This window comes from Asticcacaulis sp. MM231, assembly GCF_964186625.1.
Lineage (GTDB): Bacteria > Pseudomonadota > Alphaproteobacteria > Caulobacterales > Caulobacteraceae > Asticcacaulis.
Genome location: NZ_OZ075108.1, coordinates 975,259 through 993,501, shown reverse-complemented (window position 1 = coordinate 993,501; position 18,243 = coordinate 975,259). Strand labels below are relative to the sequence as shown.

17 protein-coding genes and 1 tRNA gene are annotated in these 18,243 nt (G+C 58.9%); 2 read left to right on the top strand and 16 right to left on the bottom strand.

Translation table 11 applies throughout. The features are described 5' to 3' along the window. Window positions 1-157: 157 nt before the first annotated feature. The 5 genes from ABQ278_RS04825 to ABQ278_RS04805 all read right to left on the bottom strand — a co-directional run bounded on the left by ABQ278_RS04825 (window position 158) and on the right by ABQ278_RS04805 (window position 5,245). Window positions 158-1,615, bottom strand: coding sequence for a UDP-N-acetylmuramoyl-L-alanyl-D-glutamate--2,6-diaminopimelate ligase (locus ABQ278_RS04825; protein ID WP_349321466.1), 1,458 nt, complete (start codon window positions 1,613-1,615; stop codon window positions 158-160). Then, window positions 1,615-3,369: a penicillin-binding protein 2 gene (locus tag ABQ278_RS04820; protein WP_349321465.1), complete on the bottom strand. Its 1,755-nt coding sequence runs from the start codon at window positions 3,367-3,369 to the stop codon at window positions 1,615-1,617. Before ABQ278_RS04820 ends, ABQ278_RS04825 begins: the two co-directional genes overlap by 1 nt. Beyond that, complete coding sequence (locus ABQ278_RS04815) at window positions 3,369-3,806, bottom strand: septum formation inhibitor MinC (RefSeq protein ID WP_349321464.1); 438 nt, start codon at window positions 3,804-3,806, stop codon at window positions 3,369-3,371. The genes ABQ278_RS04820 and ABQ278_RS04815 overlap by 1 nt, the downstream gene beginning before the upstream one ends. 8 nt (window positions 3,807-3,814) lie before the next feature. After that, window positions 3,815-4,789 carry a 16S rRNA (cytosine(1402)-N(4))-methyltransferase RsmH gene (gene rsmH / locus ABQ278_RS04810; protein ID WP_349321463.1) on the bottom strand — a complete coding sequence of 325 codons (975 nt, stop codon included), beginning with the start codon at window positions 4,787-4,789 and terminating at the stop codon, window positions 3,815-3,817. A gap of 96 nt (window positions 4,790-4,885) precedes the next feature. After that, a complete protein-coding gene (locus ABQ278_RS04805; RefSeq protein WP_349321462.1) occupies window positions 4,886-5,245 on the bottom strand; it encodes a division/cell wall cluster transcriptional repressor MraZ in 360 nt (119 codons plus the stop codon). 495 nt (window positions 5,246-5,740) lie between these two features. On the opposite strand from ABQ278_RS04805, the gene ABQ278_RS04800 reads away from it, so the two are divergent. Together ABQ278_RS04800 and ABQ278_RS04795 are read left to right on the top strand one after the other, a co-directional pair. Next, window positions 5,741-6,784: a hypothetical protein gene (locus ABQ278_RS04800; RefSeq protein WP_349321461.1), complete on the top strand. Its 1,044-nt coding sequence runs from the start codon at window positions 5,741-5,743 to the stop codon at window positions 6,782-6,784. Between the two features lie 46 nt (window positions 6,785-6,830). Then, a tRNA-Cys gene (locus tag ABQ278_RS04795) sits at window positions 6,831-6,904 on the top strand. 122 nt (window positions 6,905-7,026) lie between these two features. Here the strand turns inward: ABQ278_RS04795 and ABQ278_RS04790 are convergent. The 11 genes from ABQ278_RS04790 to ABQ278_RS04740 all read right to left on the bottom strand — a co-directional run bounded on the left by ABQ278_RS04790 (window position 7,027) and on the right by ABQ278_RS04740 (window position 18,223). After that, window positions 7,027-8,280: an IS110 family transposase gene (locus tag ABQ278_RS04790; protein WP_349321047.1), complete on the bottom strand. Its 1,254-nt coding sequence runs from the start codon at window positions 8,278-8,280 to the stop codon at window positions 7,027-7,029. A 348-nt stretch (window positions 8,281-8,628) separates the two neighbouring features. Continuing rightward, window positions 8,629-10,239, bottom strand: coding sequence for a hypothetical protein (locus tag ABQ278_RS04785; RefSeq protein ID WP_349321460.1), 1,611 nt, complete (start codon window positions 10,237-10,239; stop codon window positions 8,629-8,631). 4 nt (window positions 10,240-10,243) lie between these two features. Next, window positions 10,244-10,711, bottom strand: coding sequence for a hypothetical protein (locus ABQ278_RS04780; RefSeq protein ID WP_349321459.1), 468 nt, complete (start codon window positions 10,709-10,711; stop codon window positions 10,244-10,246). Between the two features lie 40 nt (window positions 10,712-10,751). Continuing rightward, a complete protein-coding gene (locus tag ABQ278_RS04775) occupies window positions 10,752-11,480 on the bottom strand; it encodes a hypothetical protein (protein WP_349321458.1) in 729 nt (242 codons plus the stop codon). A 3-nt stretch (window positions 11,481-11,483) separates the two neighbouring features. Next, window positions 11,484-12,077, bottom strand: coding sequence for a putative phage tail protein (locus ABQ278_RS04770; RefSeq protein WP_349321457.1), 594 nt, complete (start codon window positions 12,075-12,077; stop codon window positions 11,484-11,486). Continuing rightward, window positions 12,077-13,132, bottom strand: coding sequence for a baseplate J/gp47 family protein (locus ABQ278_RS04765; RefSeq protein WP_349321456.1), 1,056 nt, complete (start codon window positions 13,130-13,132; stop codon window positions 12,077-12,079). The genes ABQ278_RS04770 and ABQ278_RS04765 overlap by 1 nt, the downstream gene beginning before the upstream one ends. Beyond that, a complete protein-coding gene (locus tag ABQ278_RS04760; protein WP_349321455.1) occupies window positions 13,129-13,590 on the bottom strand; it encodes a phage GP46 family protein in 462 nt (153 codons plus the stop codon). Before ABQ278_RS04760 ends, ABQ278_RS04765 begins: the two co-directional genes overlap by 4 nt. Beyond that, a complete protein-coding gene (locus tag ABQ278_RS04755) occupies window positions 13,587-14,144 on the bottom strand; it encodes a phage baseplate assembly protein V (RefSeq protein WP_349321454.1) in 558 nt (185 codons plus the stop codon). The genes ABQ278_RS04760 and ABQ278_RS04755 overlap by 4 nt, the downstream gene beginning before the upstream one ends. After that, window positions 14,141-15,235, bottom strand: coding sequence for a phage baseplate assembly protein (locus ABQ278_RS04750; RefSeq protein ID WP_349321453.1), 1,095 nt, complete (start codon window positions 15,233-15,235; stop codon window positions 14,141-14,143). The genes ABQ278_RS04755 and ABQ278_RS04750 overlap by 4 nt, the downstream gene beginning before the upstream one ends. Then, window positions 15,228-16,451, bottom strand: coding sequence for a DNA circularization N-terminal domain-containing protein (locus ABQ278_RS04745; protein WP_349321452.1), 1,224 nt, complete (start codon window positions 16,449-16,451; stop codon window positions 15,228-15,230). Before ABQ278_RS04745 ends, ABQ278_RS04750 begins: the two co-directional genes overlap by 8 nt. Beyond that, window positions 16,451-18,223 (bottom strand): tape measure protein, encoded by a 1,773-nt coding sequence (locus ABQ278_RS04740; RefSeq protein WP_349321451.1) that lies wholly within the window; start codon window positions 18,221-18,223, stop codon window positions 16,451-16,453. Before ABQ278_RS04740 ends, ABQ278_RS04745 begins: the two co-directional genes overlap by 1 nt. Between the last annotated feature and the right edge of the window lie 20 nt (window positions 18,224-18,243).

The window sequence follows — 18,243 nt, the reverse complement described above, 5'->3', positions numbered from 1 at the left end:
TCCACCCCGGTTATTCATACCGCCGGACGCGCAAAATGCCAAGGGCACGCGTCGGGGTGATACCGTAAGGACAGAATGCAAGCGCAGGTATGAACCGGCGCTGAACGGGGACTGCCCGCTGCTGATGCGGCGCAAAGAGACTAGCGGCGCTTGAGCTTTACTTTAAAGCGCTCTTGACCACGCTGACGTCATCGAACGGCAGAACCACGCTGCCGACGATCTGGCCCTGTTCGTGGCCCTTGCCGGCCACCACCAGCACATCGCCGGTCTTGAGGCCTGCCACCGCCTCAAAAATGGCGGTCTTGCGGTCGGCGATCTCGACCGCGTCCTTCGCCATGCCGGCCAGCACCTCGGCGCGGATGGCGGCCGCATCTTCGGTGCGCGGATTGTCATCGGTGACGATGGCGCGATCGGCCAGTTTCTGCGCGATGGCGCCCATCTGCGGACGCTTGCCGCGATCACGGTCACCACCGCAACCGAATACGCAGACCAGCTTGCCCTGCGTATGCGGACGCAGCGCCTTCAGCACCGTCTCCAGACCATCGGGCGTGTGGGCGTAATCGACATAGACCTCGGCGCCATTGCCCTTGGTGCCAGCGCGCTCCAGACGCCCCCGCGCGCCTTGCAAGGTCGACAGGGCGTGGATCACCGCGCCCGGGTCCTCGCCGGCGGCGATGGCCAGACCGGCGGCGACCAGAGCGTTGGATGCCTGGAACAGACCGGCCAGCGGCAGCTTGGTCTCATACTTTTTGCCCAGGTATTCGAGATAGAGAATCTGGCCATCGACAGTCAGGTCACGGCCGGTCATGCACAGGTGCGACGAGCGCTCGCCGACGCTCATGACATTGAGGCCCGACATGATCGACATGGCGGCAAAGGCGTTATAGGCGTCGGAATCGGCGTTCAGCACCGCTGTGCGGCCACGCGGCAGGAGCTGTTCGAACAGGCGCAGCTTGGCCGTCCGGTAGGCCTCCATGGTGGCGTGATAATCGAGGTGATCCTGCGTCAGGTTGGTGAAACCCGCCGCCACGAGCGACACGCCATCAAGGCGGCGCTGGTCGATGCCGTGCGAAGAGGCTTCCAGCGCCAGATGGGTAACGCCATCGGCGGCCATGTCGGCCATGTGCTTCGCCAGATCGGCGGCGTCCGGCGTCGTCAGGCCGGGGCCTGTGATGGCGTTTTCGACGCCGGCGGCATCTTGCATGACCACGCCGAGCGTACCCACGCTGGCTGACGTGTGGCCCAGACGGCTGAAAATCTGGCGGCAGAAGGTGGCGACGCTCGTCTTGCCATTGGTGCCGGTGATGGCGACACAGGTCTTCGGCTGCGCGCCGTAAAAGGCCTTGGCGGCCAAGGCATAGGCGCGACGGACATCGGAAACATTGACCACGACCGAGCCGTTTTCGCTGACCGTGCCTTCGGGCGCCAGGATCGCGGCGGCGCCTTGCCGGATCGCCTGCGGAATGAACTGGCGGCCGTCCATGGCATTACCCGGCAACGCGCAGAACAGCACGCCCTCGCCCACCTTGCGGCTGTCGGCGGTGACGCCCGTGACCATGGGATCGTTATCCAGGTCGCGGCGCAGAATATCCGACAGGCGTAAGGCGCGGCTCATTAGTGTTCGTCTCCGGTTACGTCTTCGGCCGCTATGGGCGCCTTGTCCCACTCCGGCCCGGTGAATTTGTCTTCCTTGCGCGCCACGCCAAGGAAGGGCGCGATGCGTTCGATCACATGGCCGGCCACGGGGGCGGCGACATAGGCGCCGGTTTTGACGCCGCTGCTCTCAGGCGCACCTTGCGGCGAGTTGAACGTGACCAGAATAGAGTATCTGTCGCCATCCACAGGTCCGTCGGTCGGGAAGACCGCGAAGAAGGACGACACACGGTCTGACGTATAGCGACCATTGACCGGCTTTTGCCCGGTGCCGGTCTTGCCGCCGACGCGCAGACCCGGCGCATTGGCGCGCGTGCCGGTGCCTTTCAAGGCGTTTTCACGCATCAGCTCCAGCATGGTGCGCGAGGTGGCGGTCGAGAACACCTGCGTGCCGGCCAGAGGGGACTTGCCATCATATTTACGAATGGTCAGCGGGCGCAGATAGCCGCCATTGAGCGTAGCGTTTGCGGCCTCCACATAAGACAGCGGTGTGATCGCCATGCCCTGACCGAAGGCGGAGGAGACCAGCGAACTGTCCGACCAGCGGCTGGGCAGGAGCGGCGATGCCGGCTCGGAAAGCTCGATATCAGCCGAGCGGAACAGGCCGAGCGCCTCGTAATAGCGCGTCATGGCCGTGGCGCCGACATCGAGCGCCAGACGCGACGTGCCGATGTTGGACGAGTGGATGAAGACGTCCGTCAGCGTCATCAGTTCCTTGGATTCGTGGTCATCGTGGATCAGGCGGCTGCCGAGCTTCAGCGGCTGGCGACCGTCATAGACCGAACTGAGCGACGCCGTGCCGGTATCGAGGCCGATGGCGATCGAAATCACCTTGAAGACCGATGCCACTTCGTAGCGATCGACAGCGGCGTGGTTGCGCTTGGCCTGTTCGCTAAACGAACCCGGGCGGTTAAGATCGAAATCGGGCCAGCTCGCCATGCCCAGCACCTCGCCGGTGCGGACATTGGTGACAATGCCGATGGCGCCCTGCGCACGCTGCGCCTCGGCCATGGCGCGGACTTCATTTTCAAGCGCCCCCTGCACGCGCAGGTCCATGGCCAGCATCACCGGCTGATTATGGATGGCGTTGCCGACGATCTCGTCCTGCAAGGCCTTTTCAGCGCCGGAAAGACCTTCGCCGCCGCGCTGGGTCATGCCGATATAGGCCGAACCGGTATTGGCCAGCGGATAATCACGGACGCGGTGAGCCTCGAAGCTGATGCCCGGCAGGCCGTAGTTGAGGATCTCGTCACGCTTGGCGGTCTTAAGATTGCTGGTCAGCAGAACGCGGTTGCCGGTCTTGAAGGCCTGATCGACCTTATCACGCGGCAGGTCAGGGAAGATCTGGAACAGGGCGCGGCGCACCATAGCGCGGTCTTCGCCGGTCATGTCCTTCGGATCGACGAAGATGTTGTAATCGTTGACATCCGACGCCAGAAGCTGGCCATTGCGATCAACAAGCTGGGCGCGGGCATTGGGCTCGCCGGTCAGGGCCTGGATATCACCGCGCCCCTGCAACGAGGCACGCGTGGCGAAACCGGCCAGGCAGACATAGGCAAAGCTCATACCCACCAGAATACAGAAGATGCGCATGCGCGTGCTTGACGCCTTGACGCCGGCGGCATTGGCGCGCTCAAAGGCGTGCTCCACTTTCCAGACGCGGTCAGCGACCCACTGAAAGCCGGATTGGGTGGTTTCCAACAACGAAATGCCCATCAGTGCGCCTCGCTCTTAACGGCCGGTTTGACGGCGATCAAATCGTCCTGGCTGCCGACCTGAACCGTGGCGGTAGCCGCCGGTGCGGCCGCAGGCGCCGCGACATTGCCGGCGACCGGACGGGCGGTGGCGCGGGAAATCTCGCCCAGGCTTTCCAGGCGCGCTTCATGATTGGGCTCGACCGGCTTCATGCCAAGATAGGTGACGGCCAGTTGCTCAAGGCGGCCCGGACGCTCCAGTTGCGCCACCTTGATCTTGAGGGCGCCAACAGCTTCCTGTTCCTCGGCGATCTGACGATCCAGATCGCTGATGCGGCGGATGTCCTCGCCTTCGCGCGCCTTGCTGACGCAGACCCAGAAGATCAGGGCGAATACCAGCACCACCCCGACCAGTTCGATCAGGCGGATACCCCGGACACGCTGTTCAAAAAGTCGCATAAAGCCGTTCATGATCTTGCCTTCTTGAGCGGTAATACGGTGGGGACGAGCGGCGCAGAGGTGCGGCGCACGGCGCGCAGCTTGGCCGAACGGGCGCGCGGATTGACGGCGGTCTCGGCCTCACCGGCCTGCACAGCCTTGGGCGTGACAAGCGTATAAACCGACTGCTTGGCCTCGATCTTGTGCGGCGCATAGCGCGAACCGGATGAAACCTTGCCGGCGCGTTCATTAAAGAAATTCTTGACGATGCGGTCTTCAAGCGAGTGGAAGGTCACCACCGCCAGCACGCCCTCAGGCGTCAGCAGACTTTCGGATACGTCAAGCGCGCGCTCCAGTTCGCCCAACTCGTCATTGACTGCGATACGCAACGCCTGGAAGGTGCGCGTCGCCGGATGGACCGGGGCGCCACGACGGCCACCCAAGGCGCGCTCGACCACCTCAGCCAGATCGAGCGTGCGCTCAAACGGCACTTCGTTACGGCGCTTGACGATGGCGGCAGCGATGCCGCGCGACTTGTGTTCTTCGCCATAGAGCCAGATGATGTGGGCGATATCGTCCTTGTCGTCCTCGTTGACGATGTCGGCAGCGCTGCGCCCCTCCGTGCTCATGCGCATATCGAGCGGCCCGTCGCGCATGAAGGAGAAGCCGCGCTCGGCCTCATCAAGCTGCATCGACGATACGCCGATATCGAGCACGATGGCATCGCAGGTGTCATGACCCAGATCGGCGAGGCCTTCCTTCATTTCGGAGAAGCAGCGATTGACCCACTGGAAGCGATCCGGGAACTCGCTTTTAAGCGCATCGACATAGGGCCTGACGCGGGCATCGCGGTCAAAAGCGATAACGTGCGCACCGCGTGACAGGATGGCGCGCGAATAACCGCCGGCGCCAAAGGTGCCATCAACGACCAGCTTGCCCGACACATCGCCAAGCGCGGCCAGCACTTCGGGCAGCAGGACGGAGGCGTGCGCTTGCTGGCTCATATTTGACCCTCACGCCTGGCAAAGGCGGCCTCGACCAGCTTGTCCTGCTCCATGGCGTAGGCGGCATAGGCCGCAGGCTCCCAGATCTGGAAGCTTTCACCGAGTTCCCGCGATCACCACATCGCCACTCAGGCCGAACTGCTCGCACAGCTTTTCCGGCAGGGTGATGCGGCCGGCCGTATCGAAGCTCAGGCGGTGCATCGAAGCGTAAAAGCGGCGTTGCATCGCCGTGCGGGTTGGAGACATGGGCGGATACTCGTCAATCACGTCGCGGTACATGGCGAAGAACGCGCCCCCCCCACATTCGAGACAGGCGGCGTTGATCGCGGCGAAACAATACAAACCTTCAAAGGGCTCGACACCCGAATGGGGGGCCAAAGCGGCGGCGCGGAAGTCCTGCGGGACCAGAAGTCTCCGTTTCGCATCCATTTGCTTCTCGTGGGTCGAGAGAAACACGCGCCCGCCTCAGGCCGTTTTAGCCTGCTCCTCTGTCCATCGAAATTCTTGGCCAGCCCTCCCGGCCAAACTGCTTCGGGACGCATTAGGGTTAACATGGGATTAAATGGGACGCAATGACTCTGAATGACACAGACATCGTATTTTGCGTATAAATACGCCCAGAGGCGGATAAGTGTAGAACACATGAAGAACATTCTGTATGCTTTACTCTTGTAGCGGGACAAAAGGTTCTGGAGTGCGGGACAAGAGGTTTTAGAGCAGTTTGAAACCGTTGACGGTTCGAAGCACGACACCGAGCAGGCTTGGTCCAGCCAAAAGAGACCTTACGACAGCCAAATTAAGGAGGTATTAGGACGCCATTAAAAGGCGTGAAAGAGGCTCCTAATTGCCCCCTAACGTTAATCCAAGCCCTCCTTGTTTTGAAGTTAGAACTCGTCCTCCTATCGATCTCCAGCGGCCGGAAACACGGATGCATAGAAATGGAGAGGCAGCATGACGATCATAGCAGGGTGGACGGATCCTAAAACTAGTGAGTGTGTGTGCGTAGCCGACATCCTCCTCACGCGCCCCACCCCTGGCGAGGAGGCACTTGTTGACCTTCCGTTTACCGGCAAGCGCCCTGAACAGTTGGGCGTCCATCATGCGGGTGGTATGGGACAAAAACTGATCCTTCTAACGCCGAATGACGCAATTTTATGGGCGGGTAGTCAGATAGTGGCTCACGCAATTATCGATGCCGTCAGAGAAGCGCTGGCACTCGGCCGCGACTTTCTCTTAAGCGAGATCATAAAAGAGATGGGATTGGCTCAACACGAGGTCGAAGCCATCGCACTTATTTATTACAAATTTCGGACCGAATCGGGCCTCAGCCGCAACGTGATACACGCTGAACGCGTCATGAAAGATGATCTTTCCTTGGCATATGCCGGAAGCGGAAAGTTTGATTTCATTTCCAATATGGCAATAGCCCTGCCCGATGGCACCTCAATGACTATGTTCAACAGAGCGCTATCCTATGTCTGCTACACCAGCCTTGCGGAGCAGCATGACGATGACCCGAAAAATTTCGCTTACGGCGGATGGTTTGAAATATGCCGGTTTGGCGGATATTTTCAAAAGGTGCCCTATCGAATACACCTTTGGAGTATGGAGAGCGGAAAGCTGTCGTCCGGTGCCGTTTTAGAAGCCTGGTATGTGGGTCACGACCTGTTTATCCGCCGATTTAATACAGGCGGAAGACATGATGCCCTGTTCCATCTGTCCGACCCGTTGCGCCGCGAGCAGATAACTTTTGAAGCGGATATCAACCCCACCCGGCCGCCGAAGTTCCAGTATCACTCCTTTTTCGACGCTAAGGGCATCAGCACAGGGATGGTCATGCCAGGCGACTCTCCAGACTGTTATGTGAACTATGGTAGCAAAGGCCGCGAAATCCATATCAACCAGGCTTTTCTAGATGAAGCTAAAAAGCACATCGATGCTGATGTCAAAGACCGCCCGTCTGTGTCGAAGCCCTTCAACATCTACCCAGGCTAACCGGATTTATTTTTGAAATGCTCTCTCCACCGCTTCGCTCTTATGAGGCCTGATGGCGGAGCGGTTACGCACCGGATTGCAAATCCGTGAAGCCCGGTTCGACTCCGGGTCAGGCCTCCAACAGCAAACCCTTTACCTACAACAGAAACGGCCCTGTCCCTTTTGGAACAAGGCCGGAACTTTATCCGATGTGTGAGCCTCACACATGCGGGAGGTGTGAGGGGGGGGGGACTCCCCACCATTTAGCAAGCTGCAAGTTGAGGGCTTCCGATAGAATTTCGCTTAGCTGGATCGTAGGTAGTTTTTGTCTCCAGCATTGCGCAAGCGACCGCCAGTAGTCGGTCGGCGACACCTCTTAACGCCCTTCCGTGACTGTGGCCGCGACTTCGCAAGGCGCTATATTTTGCTCTGCTTGGCAGGTCATGTTGTGTTGCCACTCTCGCCCAGTGATAGATCGCGGTTCTCAATCGGCGGGAGCAAGCTTTCCGCATTTCTACACGACAGGATTTTCCGCTCCTCTTGGTAACCGGGGCTATGCCGGTTAAGGTACGCAAAGCGTGATAATCTCTCGCTCGGATGGCGTAGTGGGCCTCCGCGAGCAGCGTGGCGACGACGATCCTTCCCACTCCCGGCAAAGAGCGTAGGATCGCCGCGTCAGGCTGCTCGTTTAGCTGCCCCGGCTCGGCTTCCTGTTCGGCGAGCTTTGCGACCAGGATATCTAGCCGACGGGTGGCTTCCTTGAGCTGATGATTGACCAGCTTAACGCGCTCAGAGATCGCGGTGATGTGAGCGCTGGCTGCTTCTGTCGTACCCGGTGCGACAGTCAAGGCTGGCCGTTTTAGGATTTCCAGAACCTCGAACGCGGAGATCCTTCGAATGCGATGTGCGCTCAAGATCCTGGCAATCTTCTTCTGTTTAAGGGCTTGCGCATGTATCGGCGTTGGCGCCAGAAGAAACAGATCCAGGAACCATTCCATCCCTACATCTTCAGTCAGATCAAGTGCTTGAGGGTAATAACGCCAGAGCTGTTGACGGATACGGTTCGTAAGTTTGACGCGTTCTTCCTTCAACTCATCATTTATCCGGGACCATTCACGAAGCTCAACGATGGTTGGGTCCATGCTCTCCAGATGACGAAAGCAATGGCGATCGGTCTTTAAAGATGATGCCAGAACCAGGGCGTCTCTTCGATCATCCTTAGCACCAGCCGGAGAAAAGCGATCCCTAAAACGGTCGAGCTGCTTTGGATTGACCGAAAAAGCGAGTATCCCACGGTCCATTAGGGCTTCCACCACTGGGCCATGCGGCATCTCTATGGCTACCGCAATATCGGTTGGGTTTGGGGCATGCTCAAGCAACCAGTCAACCATAGCCCCAAGACCCAATCCGTCATGAGCGAAGGATTTTTGTATCGGACCTGAAGGTCCCAAAATACAAACTTGATGTTCTGTGCTTGCCCAATCTACACCGACAAATAAAGTCGGCTCGTCTAACATTTGCGCCTCCTGTCATGTCGAGTTGCTGCGTCGCTTCGCCGTTCCCTGTACTGGCGCTCCAGGCTATATAGCCTTGGCGCAACTCCCCACTGGGCGTGCTCCGCAGTCAACCGATCGAGGTGCATGTCCCCCCCAGGCGTTCAAGGACGCAGGGGGCAAAAGGCTACTCTCGACCAGCCGACCCGTGACGGCTAGAATAATCCAAACCGCTGAGAAAGGGTACAGGGGGCTTAGTGCGCCTTCCATCAGGGCCATGTGTGACCTGTTTTGAAGTGCCAGGTGTGACCTAGGGGCTATAGCTCCTCCTGATCTCCCCAGTTGGGGAGAAGGGAGATAAGGAAAAGGTGATCAGTTTAAATACCCCCCGTACCATTGCCCTGCAACCTCACTGCTGTAGACGCCCTTTTTTCCAGCCGGTAGGGAGACGCCTGTGGCGGTAGCTACACCGTTGATAGTGTCAGTGCCATTACCAAAGACTTGAATTGCGTTAGCAGTAGAGTTTGTGATCGAAACCTCCATTCCAGGTTCTGAAAATGGGAGCCGTACCGAATTGCCCGCAGATGCAGCGATGGTTACACGGTTGCGAGTGTATAACAGGGGCCTAGCGCTCGCTTGTCCACCACCTGCAAACGCCGTTATTCCAGTTTCAGAGCCAAGAACCAATTTCGTAAGTATGCGAAGGCCGTACCCTATAGAAAGCGCCTTTGAATTCGTCGGCGTGGCAGGGCTTGATGTAGGAACAAAGCTATAGAAATCAGCCGGAACTTGAGGCCCCCTAGCTTCAATAGTAATGGGAATGTTTGCAGTTGATACATTGATATCAAAATATAAAATCTGCCCTCCATTATTGCCAACACGAATTTGACTAATCGCGCCGGATTGAAAGCTAGACCATCTGCGCTGGATGATATCACCCACATTTGTCGCTGAAAAAGAGTTGATTGAGATATCAACTTCAATATCAGTTGCATGATCTCCCGCCCCATCCGCCCCAATAGGCGATGAGAATAAAAAAGTTCCGCCAATAATGTTGACTGGATCGGTGTATATGCGCCACCAGCCTGTTGCATTTGGCGTGAAAGTTTTGACCTGGCGCGGAGTGAGTGCGCCAGTTAACATTTTGTTTGACCACGAGACCGCTTTAATCAAATCTGAATTTTTGGGAGAAGCTGACTCGCCTATGCTGCCACTTGCCGTGGTAAGCGATAGACTTACAAAGCGAGGATCAGCCTCAGTGGCATTATGGCGGATAACCTGCCAGTAGGCGCGCGATCCAACAAGGGCCGTAGTTATATTGGCATCCGTTACAGATGCTATGGAGCCGTCAGGAAATGATATTAACGCTGTATTGGTGAGCGGGAACGCCGTCATCACCACACGATGTATCGTGTTAGAATCGGCCGCAAGGGGCACGTCAAATTTGCCAGACGCCCTATCGATAATTGCCCCGTGAGCCAATCGAGTTTGTAGCGTCCAGCCATTTTTGTTTATAATCAAGTGCAGCAGATTGTCCAAAGCGGTCACGGTAGTGTCGCCAGTAATAACAATGGCGATGGTAGCCGTAGTTACACCCGGATCGCCGGGCACCTCAGGCTCCAGAGTGAACTCCCCAACGATGCTTTGGATTGTCCCGCCAGCATCCAAACTCATATATGCATTGCCGTAATTTGCTGAGGCCTGACCTTGCGCGCACTTGCCCGAGACGATGCGAAAGAGGGCTGCCGCATTATCGCCAGATTGTTGATATGTCTGACCATCGCCGGAAACTGTCAGCGCGCCATTTGCCCTATTACAAGTATCCCAAGCGCTTAACTTTTGGCGACTAAGCGCCCCGCCCGCATTAGCGATGGACGCAGCATTTGGAAGCGATGGCGGAATAGCCGGTGGCCCTGCGAACGCATTGGCGAAGGTGAGCAGGCCGAACAGCCCGATGAAGAAACCAGCGAGTGTCTTGTTCATGATCTTAATTCCCCGTCACTCCGACCTTGTCGGCCGCATTGGTGCAGATGATATAGCCCTGGCTGGCATTGGCCGCGCCGTAAGCGATGGACTGGCCAGCAACCAGCGGATAGCCCGTCGAGGCTGACACGCCAGAACCGCCGATGTAGACCGTGCCCGTGTTGGTGCTCAGAGCCGTGACGACAAAGCCGTTGCTAAAGTCGTTGGCTGCCAGGGCGACGGCCGAGGTCGTGCAGGTCTGCTGGAAGCTGACAACGGCATGACTGCCATCGATCGGTGTGCCGTCGGCGTTATAGAGCACCATTCCGGGTGCTGTTCGGCCGTTGTTGTTGCCGCTGGTAAAGGTATGCAACAGGGTCTTGAGCGGCCCTGCCGTGCTTTGTGTGTCGGTGCTGACAGATGTCGCCTGGGCCTGCACCGGTGCGGACAGGCAGATGGCAGACAAGGCCAGGAGGTAAATTAAGCGCTTCATAAGTGGTCTCCGAAGGCGGTTAAAGGATGCGGGCGGTCCGCTATTTCATGCGAATGACGTAGCGGAGTGAGGTGTGATCAGGGTTGGCTTCGTCGCCGCCCTGGGCGCCGGTGAGTGGGGCGTGGTCGATGCTACCGCCATCCGAGTTGGCGATGCGGTTGGGGCCGCTCCCATCGGCCTCATCAGACGGCAGGGTGTGGGTGTGGCTGGCGTTCTGGTTGGCCTTGTAACCGCCCAATACCGGGCCGAGCGCGCCGGCTTTTCCGTCATTATCGACGCGGCGGAACAGCGCGCGCAGATCCTTCATATTGAAGTGCGTGGCATCGACGCCGGGCCCCCACAGGGTCGGGGTAGCCAGCCAGGCCGCATGGCTGGCGGCAAGTTGGCCGGATGTCTGGATGGCCGCCCAGGCGGCCGGATAATCCGCTCTCAGAAGCGATGCGCCGTCAGGCTTTCGGTAATGCACGGTGTCGTAGAGCGTCGTGTGCAGTTCCTTGCCTTCCAGCAGCTGGGTGACATGCGGTCCGCTGTCACCGGCTGCCGCGATCAGCTTGTTAATCGCCTGAAGGAGGAGATCATGATGCTGATCCACGACAGGCGTGCCTGGCGGGTCAAGCGCTATACTACCCGCCGCCGTCACCACAGCCACAAGCTCATCCTGGAGCATATTCATATAGGCCGGGTTGATCTGGGTAGCGGCCTGACCGTTCTGAGGATCACCCGCCACAAACTTGCCTGCGATGGCGCTTGGGGTATCAATCTTATGCACGGCTCAAAACCCTTGTGTGAAATCGAAATAAAGCGTGGGAACCGGCGCAGCCGGATAGTCAAAGAAGGTGGCTGTGTGGGAGGGGGCGGACCGGCTGATGATGCATTCCAGCCCAGGAATCGTGGCGCCCAGCTCGGGCGTATCCTCATCAACCGGCTTAACCACCACGGTCCAGGCAAACGCCCAGCCGCTATCGCGCACGAAGTCCCCACAGCGCGACTCGCAGCTGAAAACCTCGTACTGGATGATATCGACGTCATAGCCGAGACCGGAGGCGACGGCCTTGAAGTGTTCGGGGCTTTGGCCGCCACGGTCCGTATATTTCTGCCACACGGCCGCGCGGCGATCGTCGAGATCGGTCAGCTCACCGGTACAGGCATCAGGCAGCCCTACCAGCGTTTCCCACGCGGCGATCGTATCTGCTGCAGTGCGCGGATCGGCCTCTTCCAGGAGCGCCATCATGCGGGCATCGACGCGCGCCATACCGTCTGAGAACGCCAGCAGCAGCTTGCCCATGATGGTGTCGGGCGTGACCTGCCAGACCTTGCCCTGAGGCAGCAGCTTGACGGCTTGATCGAGATATTCGAGCGCGTTCATCAGGCCACCCACGTGATGTCGCCCATCACGGCGATATGGCTGGCGGAATGGGTGACAGCAGCGACAGGTGCGATCAGGTCATGATCGGTTTCACCCTCGGCCAGCGAGATGGCTTCGTTAATCTGGCTCAGCGTTTCGGTGCCACCGGGGACAGCCTTGGTGCGCAGATAATCGGTGAGTTGCGCCAGCACGGCCGCCTTCACGGCCGTGGTTGACGGCGTGATCCGGATGCTCGGATTAAAGGCATCGGCAATGGTTGCAAAAACGTAGATTCTTGCGCCGACCGGTGCAACCTCGTCGAGATAGTCCTGGACGGCCTGGACCTCATCTTCGGTTGGGATGATATCCGATCGTCCATCCATGACGAAGGTAACGCCGACCGAGCCCAAACCCATCCAGGCATTGTAAACCCAGACGCGGGTGTCACCCACGATCTCCTTAGTCCAGAGCTTATAGTCGGCATTGCTGCCACCTTGCGGAGTCACACGGATACGCTCGAGCGTGCGGGCTTTTAATGCGTCGAGGCTCTCGATATCAGCGCCGGCCGTGATGCCGCCGCTCGCCACGGTAGCTTCAGACGAAATGCCTGAGACCGGAGAAATAAAGCTGAGTGTCGAGCCTGTCGGCGTATTGCCAGCGGCGCCAGGTGTGACCGCCGTCACCGCGACAGTGCCGGTTGCACCGGTCAGGGTCACAGCTGCTTTCGTGGTGAAGGTGGCACCATCGGAACGCTGAAGCACTGTGCCGGCATCGATTGTCTTACCGGCGCTTCCCGACACAGTTACATTGCCCGATGCCGAACTGGCGGCGATCTGGGTCAGCTTCCAGATCGAAGCATGACGTAAGCGCCAGGCCTCGGCCGTATCCGGCATGAGTTCACGCGAGAGCCAGTCGATAAAGCCATAGAGGCCGTGTGCGATCGCAGCCCAGACCACAGCGAGGGCGCCGACGACAGAACGCGCCAGGAAGCTGTCGGCCCCTTGCAGACGTCCCTTCAGGTCGTTGCGGGCTTGCTCGATCAGCTGGGATAAGGTGGGGCGGGTAAAGTCGCTCATGTTTGCAATCCGCTGAGGTTGTCCCAGACAAAGTCATAGGTACCGGCGCCACCGGCCGGCCGGGTGAAGGTGACCTTGATGCCCACGGTGTTGGTGTCGAGGCGCGAGACCGTGGCATCGACGGTGGAAGCGATGCCCGACCGGGTGAGCCAGGCCAGCGCTTCAAGGATGTAGTCTCGGATCAGGCGCAGAGTTTCCGGGTTGATCTTGGCGCGATTGAGCAGCCACAGGCGCGATCCGAACCGGTCACCCGGGATCTCGGCAAATTCATCACCCCACCAGCCGCGCCGGTCGGTGGAACCATCGGGCAGGATGTCATCCTTGTTGGCGCGGCGGTCCGTCCACAACGACAGGAGAATAGCGGTATAGAGCCCCGTCTCTGTCTTCAGGTCGACGCCGTCCAGGGCAATATCGCCGGCAAGGTTTTCACGGTCCCAGATCAGGGCGAGATCGATCATTTCGCCTTCACCGTGGTTGCGTTGCTGTTATCGGCGAGCTTGACGAACTTGGTTGCGCCGTTTCCGAGGTCTGAGTTGCCATCGACATCGAGGTTGCCGCCGATCGACACGTCACCGAAGAATGAGGTCTGATCGGCGTCGACGGTATAGACATTGGTGGTCACCGTGACTTCCGGCAACTCGATATCGATCTTAAGCGGGCTCGTAATGCGAAGCCCATCCCGTGTGAGATAGACCACCTGGCCCAGATCATCAGCCAGAGCCACTTCGCCGGCCGCCATGCCGGTCAAGCGATAGCGACGATCCTCGCAGGCAATGACAACACCATGCGATCGACTACCGCCTAGCGACGCCACGATCGCCTCCGCGCCTTCGTGCGGCACACTGTGAAAGCCATACCAGCCAAAGCGCTCCAGATCGTCGGCCGGTTCGTCGGCCGATCGGTCTGCCTGGATCAACTGAAGGGCACCGCTATCCTTGACCAGGCGCACAATGGCGCGGCCTAACATGAGGTTAAGGCGGTCTTTAATGGGCCTTAAGAGACGGTCGTTCATGCGCCTGCCCCTGGAGTGGTGGTCCAGTCGGAGTCGTCCTGTTTCGACTTGCCCGTCTTGCGGCTCTTCTTTGCCTTCGGTACCGGGATCACTTCCGTGGTGTAGGCTTCCGGACGGACAAATCTGAGACTGGAAGTGGTAGACTCGGCCAGACGGAAGCCAATCTCGGCCAGCATGAAATCTCGATTGATATCAATACGCGCGGCGACGATGCGCGCCAGTTGGTCGGGCGTCAGGAGCTTGCCGTCCGGATCGCGCCAGCCCACCACGTCGAAGGTAACCCCTTGCGAACGACCGAGCCGCACCGTGGCCTCAAAGGCGGCGCGCGCCTTCAGGCCTGCCAGCGTAACCTGATCGTCAGCAACCAGGGTAATCGGGCGATGACGCTTGACGCCGGCATCGACGGCCGTGCCCTTGGAAAGCGCCGCATCATTGGCCGACATACCGTAAGCACCCGAGTGCTGGCCCTTCACAGTATACTCGCTGAAGCGATCGGCACTCGACGTGGTGCGGCGGACGCGCTTCATATCACGGCCGAGCACATAGGTCAGTTTGGCCGCGCCGGTCGATGGTGTGAAGATCCGCAACTCACCAGCGGCATTGGTGCCCAGCATGACACCGCGCAGGCGCGCCGCACGCATCAGGGCAGCCGAAGCCGTTTCACCTGGCTCCACTGCGAAACTGGCGAAGGGCGCGCCGATCGCCGTCTCGATCTTAAGCTCGATGCCGAAGGGTTTGCAGATATCGGCCGCGATGACGGCCAGCGTCTGGTTCTTCCACGACTTGGAAACGGCCGAACAATCAACCAGGTCGCCGGTCTTTGTGCGGCCACTGACGACGATATCGTGATTGCTATCGTCAATCTGCTCGTCCACATCGTCGATATAGCCGGTCAGGAACAGATCGCCGGAGACCCAGACCTCGCAAGAAGCCCCATCGGTGATGAGGCTGCGATCCGTCTGACCGGGCGCCTTATCGACCAGGCTAAGGCGGAAGCCCCAGCACATGTCCATCATCGCTGCCCGAAGGTCGATCGAAGTCCAGCCATCGAACACCTCGCCAGAGATTTTGAGGGTCACCGTCTCAGACATCGTTGACGACCTCGAGCGTCACGCCGGCAGGCACGAAGCCGGGATGCGTGATACGATTCCGGGCGATGATATCCTCGGCGTGCTCCTCGATGCGCGAGACGTCATCATAGAGGCGATAGGCCAGCACAAGGGCGGGCACGGTCACCAGGGGCACAAAGCTGCGGAGGCGTGCGAGATCCCCGCCACGGGCCGTCACGTCCTGGATCATGCTCAGGCGGGCATCGGCGATCGCGCGGTAAGCCACGTCATTGCCACCGTCAGCGGCCGCCAGAGCCAGATTGTCCAGCCGATCCGCCATGTCATCGCGCACAGCGACGGCGTCATCATAGGCGGCGAAGTCCATATCGGCGATGGCCAGAACGGATTCGGCAGCCGCTGACTGGCGCACAAAGTCGAAGAGGGCCTGGCGATTATCGGCCTGGACCTGACGGGTCGGTGTGGTCACGGATACCTGACGGTAGGTTTCACCAAAACGCAGGAGGCCTTTTAGGGCTGTCAGGGCATCGGCCGGCGTGGCAGCAATCGTGCGGATACCGCGGATCATACCGGAGAGCTGGGCTGCGAGCAAAACGGGCTTGGTGACCAGACCAACGATATCAGAGCGCAACGCCAGTCCCTTAGCAATGAAGCTGTCCAGCGCGGCACCCTGGGCCTTAAGCGGCGCCGTCAGATCGTCGAACTGCTCGGACAGATCAGACACCAGGGCCTTGGCGTCATCGAGCACGATATCGAGCTGATCAAGCACGCTGAAGGTTTCGGTCAGGCTGGTCGTTGCCTGGGCGTGAAGATCGGCAGCGGTTTCTGACACGGCGGCGGTTGTGTCGGTAAACTGCACCGGCTTGGCGGTTTCTGGCTCTTCAACGAAATCGAGCGTAAAGCGGCAGATGCCGCCTTCGCGCGTCGATTCCGATAGCTGTGCCGGCGCGGTCAGGGTGACCCGGCGTTGGCCATACCAGGGATGGATCAGGATGCCGGGCCCAGGCGTTTCCAGCGCTGCGACCATCGCGTCGCGGCCGGTCATGTAATCCGGACCTATGATGAAGCCGTCGATCGAGAAGGTACGCGCGGCCTGCCCCATGTCTTCGGTCGACGCGCTGTCACGCAACGGGAAGTCATGGACGGCCACTTTGCGGCCGAATTCACCGGAAGAGCCCTCGACCTCAAAAGCCACACCACGGAAGGACGCCGGGCGCAGGTTGTCACGCCAATAGGCCATTAGCCGCCTCCCTGACGTCCGTGCATGAGATTGGTAACAAAGTCGGGACTGCTCGTAGTGTTCCGCTCAATTGTGTAAGGAACGTCAGATTTGAAGCGGACATCCAACTGGGCATTAAGCGACTGACCACGGCCGCCCGCATTGCCCTGGAGCGGCGGTGCGAACATCTGGGGCGCCAATGCCGGCGCCAGCAAACTGCCACCCGGTGTCATGGCAATCGCTCCGAGCGCACCGCCTTTCAACATGTTACGGAACCACTCAGGCATCGAGTCCCACCATTCCTTCGGTTTCTCGATAAACCATTTACCGAGGAAATCGCCGAAGTCGGTGAACCACTTTTTCAGAGCATCCCACGCCTCGACAAGCAGTTCCGGGAGCTTCATCAGCGGTTCGAACCATGAGCCGATGACGCCTGTCTCGCGCTTAAGTTCAACCCACCAGTCGCTGAACCACTTTTTCACGGTGTCCCAATTAGCAATGACTAAATAAACGCCGGCTGCCAAAAGAGCGATAAGCCCAATAATGAGCGTGATAGGCCAAGCTGCAATCTCTAAGCCGAGCAACGCACCACCCACAGCCACGATGGCGGGTGTTAGGGCATTCAGACCGAAGACGAAGGATGCAATCCAGGCCGCAATACCGATGTTGACGAGGTTTTGCAGCCCACCAACCTTGTCGATCAGATTACCGAGCCACTTGACGAAATTGGTCAGGCCGTCAATGAGTTTGACCCACTCGATTTTTGTGACGAGATCCGTGAAAGCATCAAACAGCTTGCCCAGGGCATCGCTGATCTTGGTGGACCATTCGTCGATTTTGCTCTGATTTTTGGGATCGTTAAGCCAGTCGAGAAAGCCGCCAAGCTTCGTTTTGACCTTATCGAAGACGCCCTTGTCACCGATCTTTTTCTGAAACCCGGTCCAGAAGTCCATAAGGTTTGACCAGATACCAGAAAGCGTCTTCGACTGGCGATCCATGCCGCCCATGAAGCGCGCATCAAAAATGTTCAAAAGCGCGTTTTGGACGTCTTCTGCCGTCTTCTTAACAACGATAGTGGTTGCCTTACCCGCCTTGGTGTAGGTGAAGCGAACCTTGTCGGCCTGTTGTTGTGAGGTAATGCCGAACTCTTTCAGCCGCTCAAACTCAAATGTCCGAGCGTCAGCCATGGCTTCAACGGCCTGATCGAGCGACTTGTTCATACCGGAGGCGGCATTGCCTAAAGTCTTGAGCGCACGTACCTGCGGGTCGATGCCATAGCTCGACAGTTTGACGAAGGCATCGGTGACCTGGTCAAGTTCGTAGGGCGTATCCTTGGCAAACTTCTGTATCCAGACCAGCGCCGATTTGGCGCGGCCGGCATCGCCGTCATAGATCGTTTCCAGCGTTGCCTGGAACTTCTCGAACTGCGAGTTGACACCAATAATACCGACGCCCAGGGCGATGAAGGATACGCCACCTAACAATCCTGTCAGGCCAGCCGTCAACCCACCAAGCGTGCTTAAAAGGCCACTCGACTTGCGCCTCGTCTTCTCCGCCTCTTCACCGAATAACTGAAGCGCAGCAATACCATCGCTGATACCGCGCTTTGCCTTCTTAAAGGACTCGCCTGAGCGTTCTACCAGCTTACCCAGGATACCGGTCTCATTGCCCGTCTTTTTGCTTTCCGTTCCAACGTCCTTGACCGACTTCTTCAGACCACCAAGCGCCGCCCCGATCTTCTTGACCGGGGCGGTGATTTTATCGATGGCTTCAAAGACGGCACTAATTTTCATTGGACTTGGCTACTCGATCG

Excerpts from the sequence above, each read along its gene's own strand:
- ABQ278_RS04750 (WP_349321453.1), bottom strand. The coding sequence starts at position 15,235 with ATGTCTGAGACGGTGACCCTCAAAATCTCTGGCGAGGTGTTCGATGGC.
- ABQ278_RS04755 (WP_349321454.1), bottom strand. The coding sequence starts at position 14,144 with ATGAACGACCGTCTCTTAAGGCCCATTAAAGACCGCCTTAACCTCATG.
- ABQ278_RS04745 (WP_349321452.1), bottom strand. The coding sequence starts at position 16,451 with ATGGCCTATTGGCGTGACAACCTGCGCCCGGCGTCCTTCCGTGGTGTG.
- ABQ278_RS04760 (WP_349321455.1), bottom strand. The coding sequence starts at position 13,590 with ATGATCGATCTCGCCCTGATCTGGGACCGTGAAAACCTTGCCGGCGAT.
- ABQ278_RS04770 (WP_349321457.1), bottom strand. The coding sequence starts at position 12,077 with ATGAACGCGCTCGAATATCTCGATCAAGCCGTCAAGCTGCTGCCTCAG.
- ABQ278_RS04785 (WP_349321460.1), bottom strand. The coding sequence starts at position 10,239 with ATGAACAAGACACTCGCTGGTTTCTTCATCGGGCTGTTCGGCCTGCTC.
- ABQ278_RS04815 (WP_349321464.1), bottom strand. The coding sequence starts at position 3,806 with ATGCGACTTTTTGAACAGCGTGTCCGGGGTATCCGCCTGATCGAACTG.
- ABQ278_RS04765 (WP_349321456.1), bottom strand. The coding sequence starts at position 13,132 with ATGAGCGACTTTACCCGCCCCACCTTATCCCAGCTGATCGAGCAAGCC.
- ABQ278_RS04800 (WP_349321461.1), top strand. The coding sequence starts at position 5,741 with ATGACGATCATAGCAGGGTGGACGGATCCTAAAACTAGTGAGTGTGTG.
- ABQ278_RS04825 (WP_349321466.1), bottom strand. The coding sequence starts at position 1,615 with ATGAGCCGCGCCTTACGCCTGTCGGATATTCTGCGCCGCGACCTGGAT.
- ABQ278_RS04820 (WP_349321465.1), bottom strand. The coding sequence starts at position 3,369 with ATGGGCATTTCGTTGTTGGAAACCACCCAATCCGGCTTTCAGTGGGTC.
- rsmH (WP_349321463.1), bottom strand. The coding sequence starts at position 4,789 with ATGAGCCAGCAAGCGCACGCCTCCGTCCTGCTGCCCGAAGTGCTGGCC.
- ABQ278_RS04790 (WP_349321047.1), bottom strand. The coding sequence starts at position 8,280 with ATGTTAGACGAGCCGACTTTATTTGTCGGTGTAGATTGGGCAAGCACA.
- ABQ278_RS04780 (WP_349321459.1), bottom strand. The coding sequence starts at position 10,711 with ATGAAGCGCTTAATTTACCTCCTGGCCTTGTCTGCCATCTGCCTGTCC.
- ABQ278_RS04740 (WP_349321451.1), bottom strand. The coding sequence starts at position 18,223 with ATGAAAATTAGTGCCGTCTTTGAAGCCATCGATAAAATCACCGCCCCG.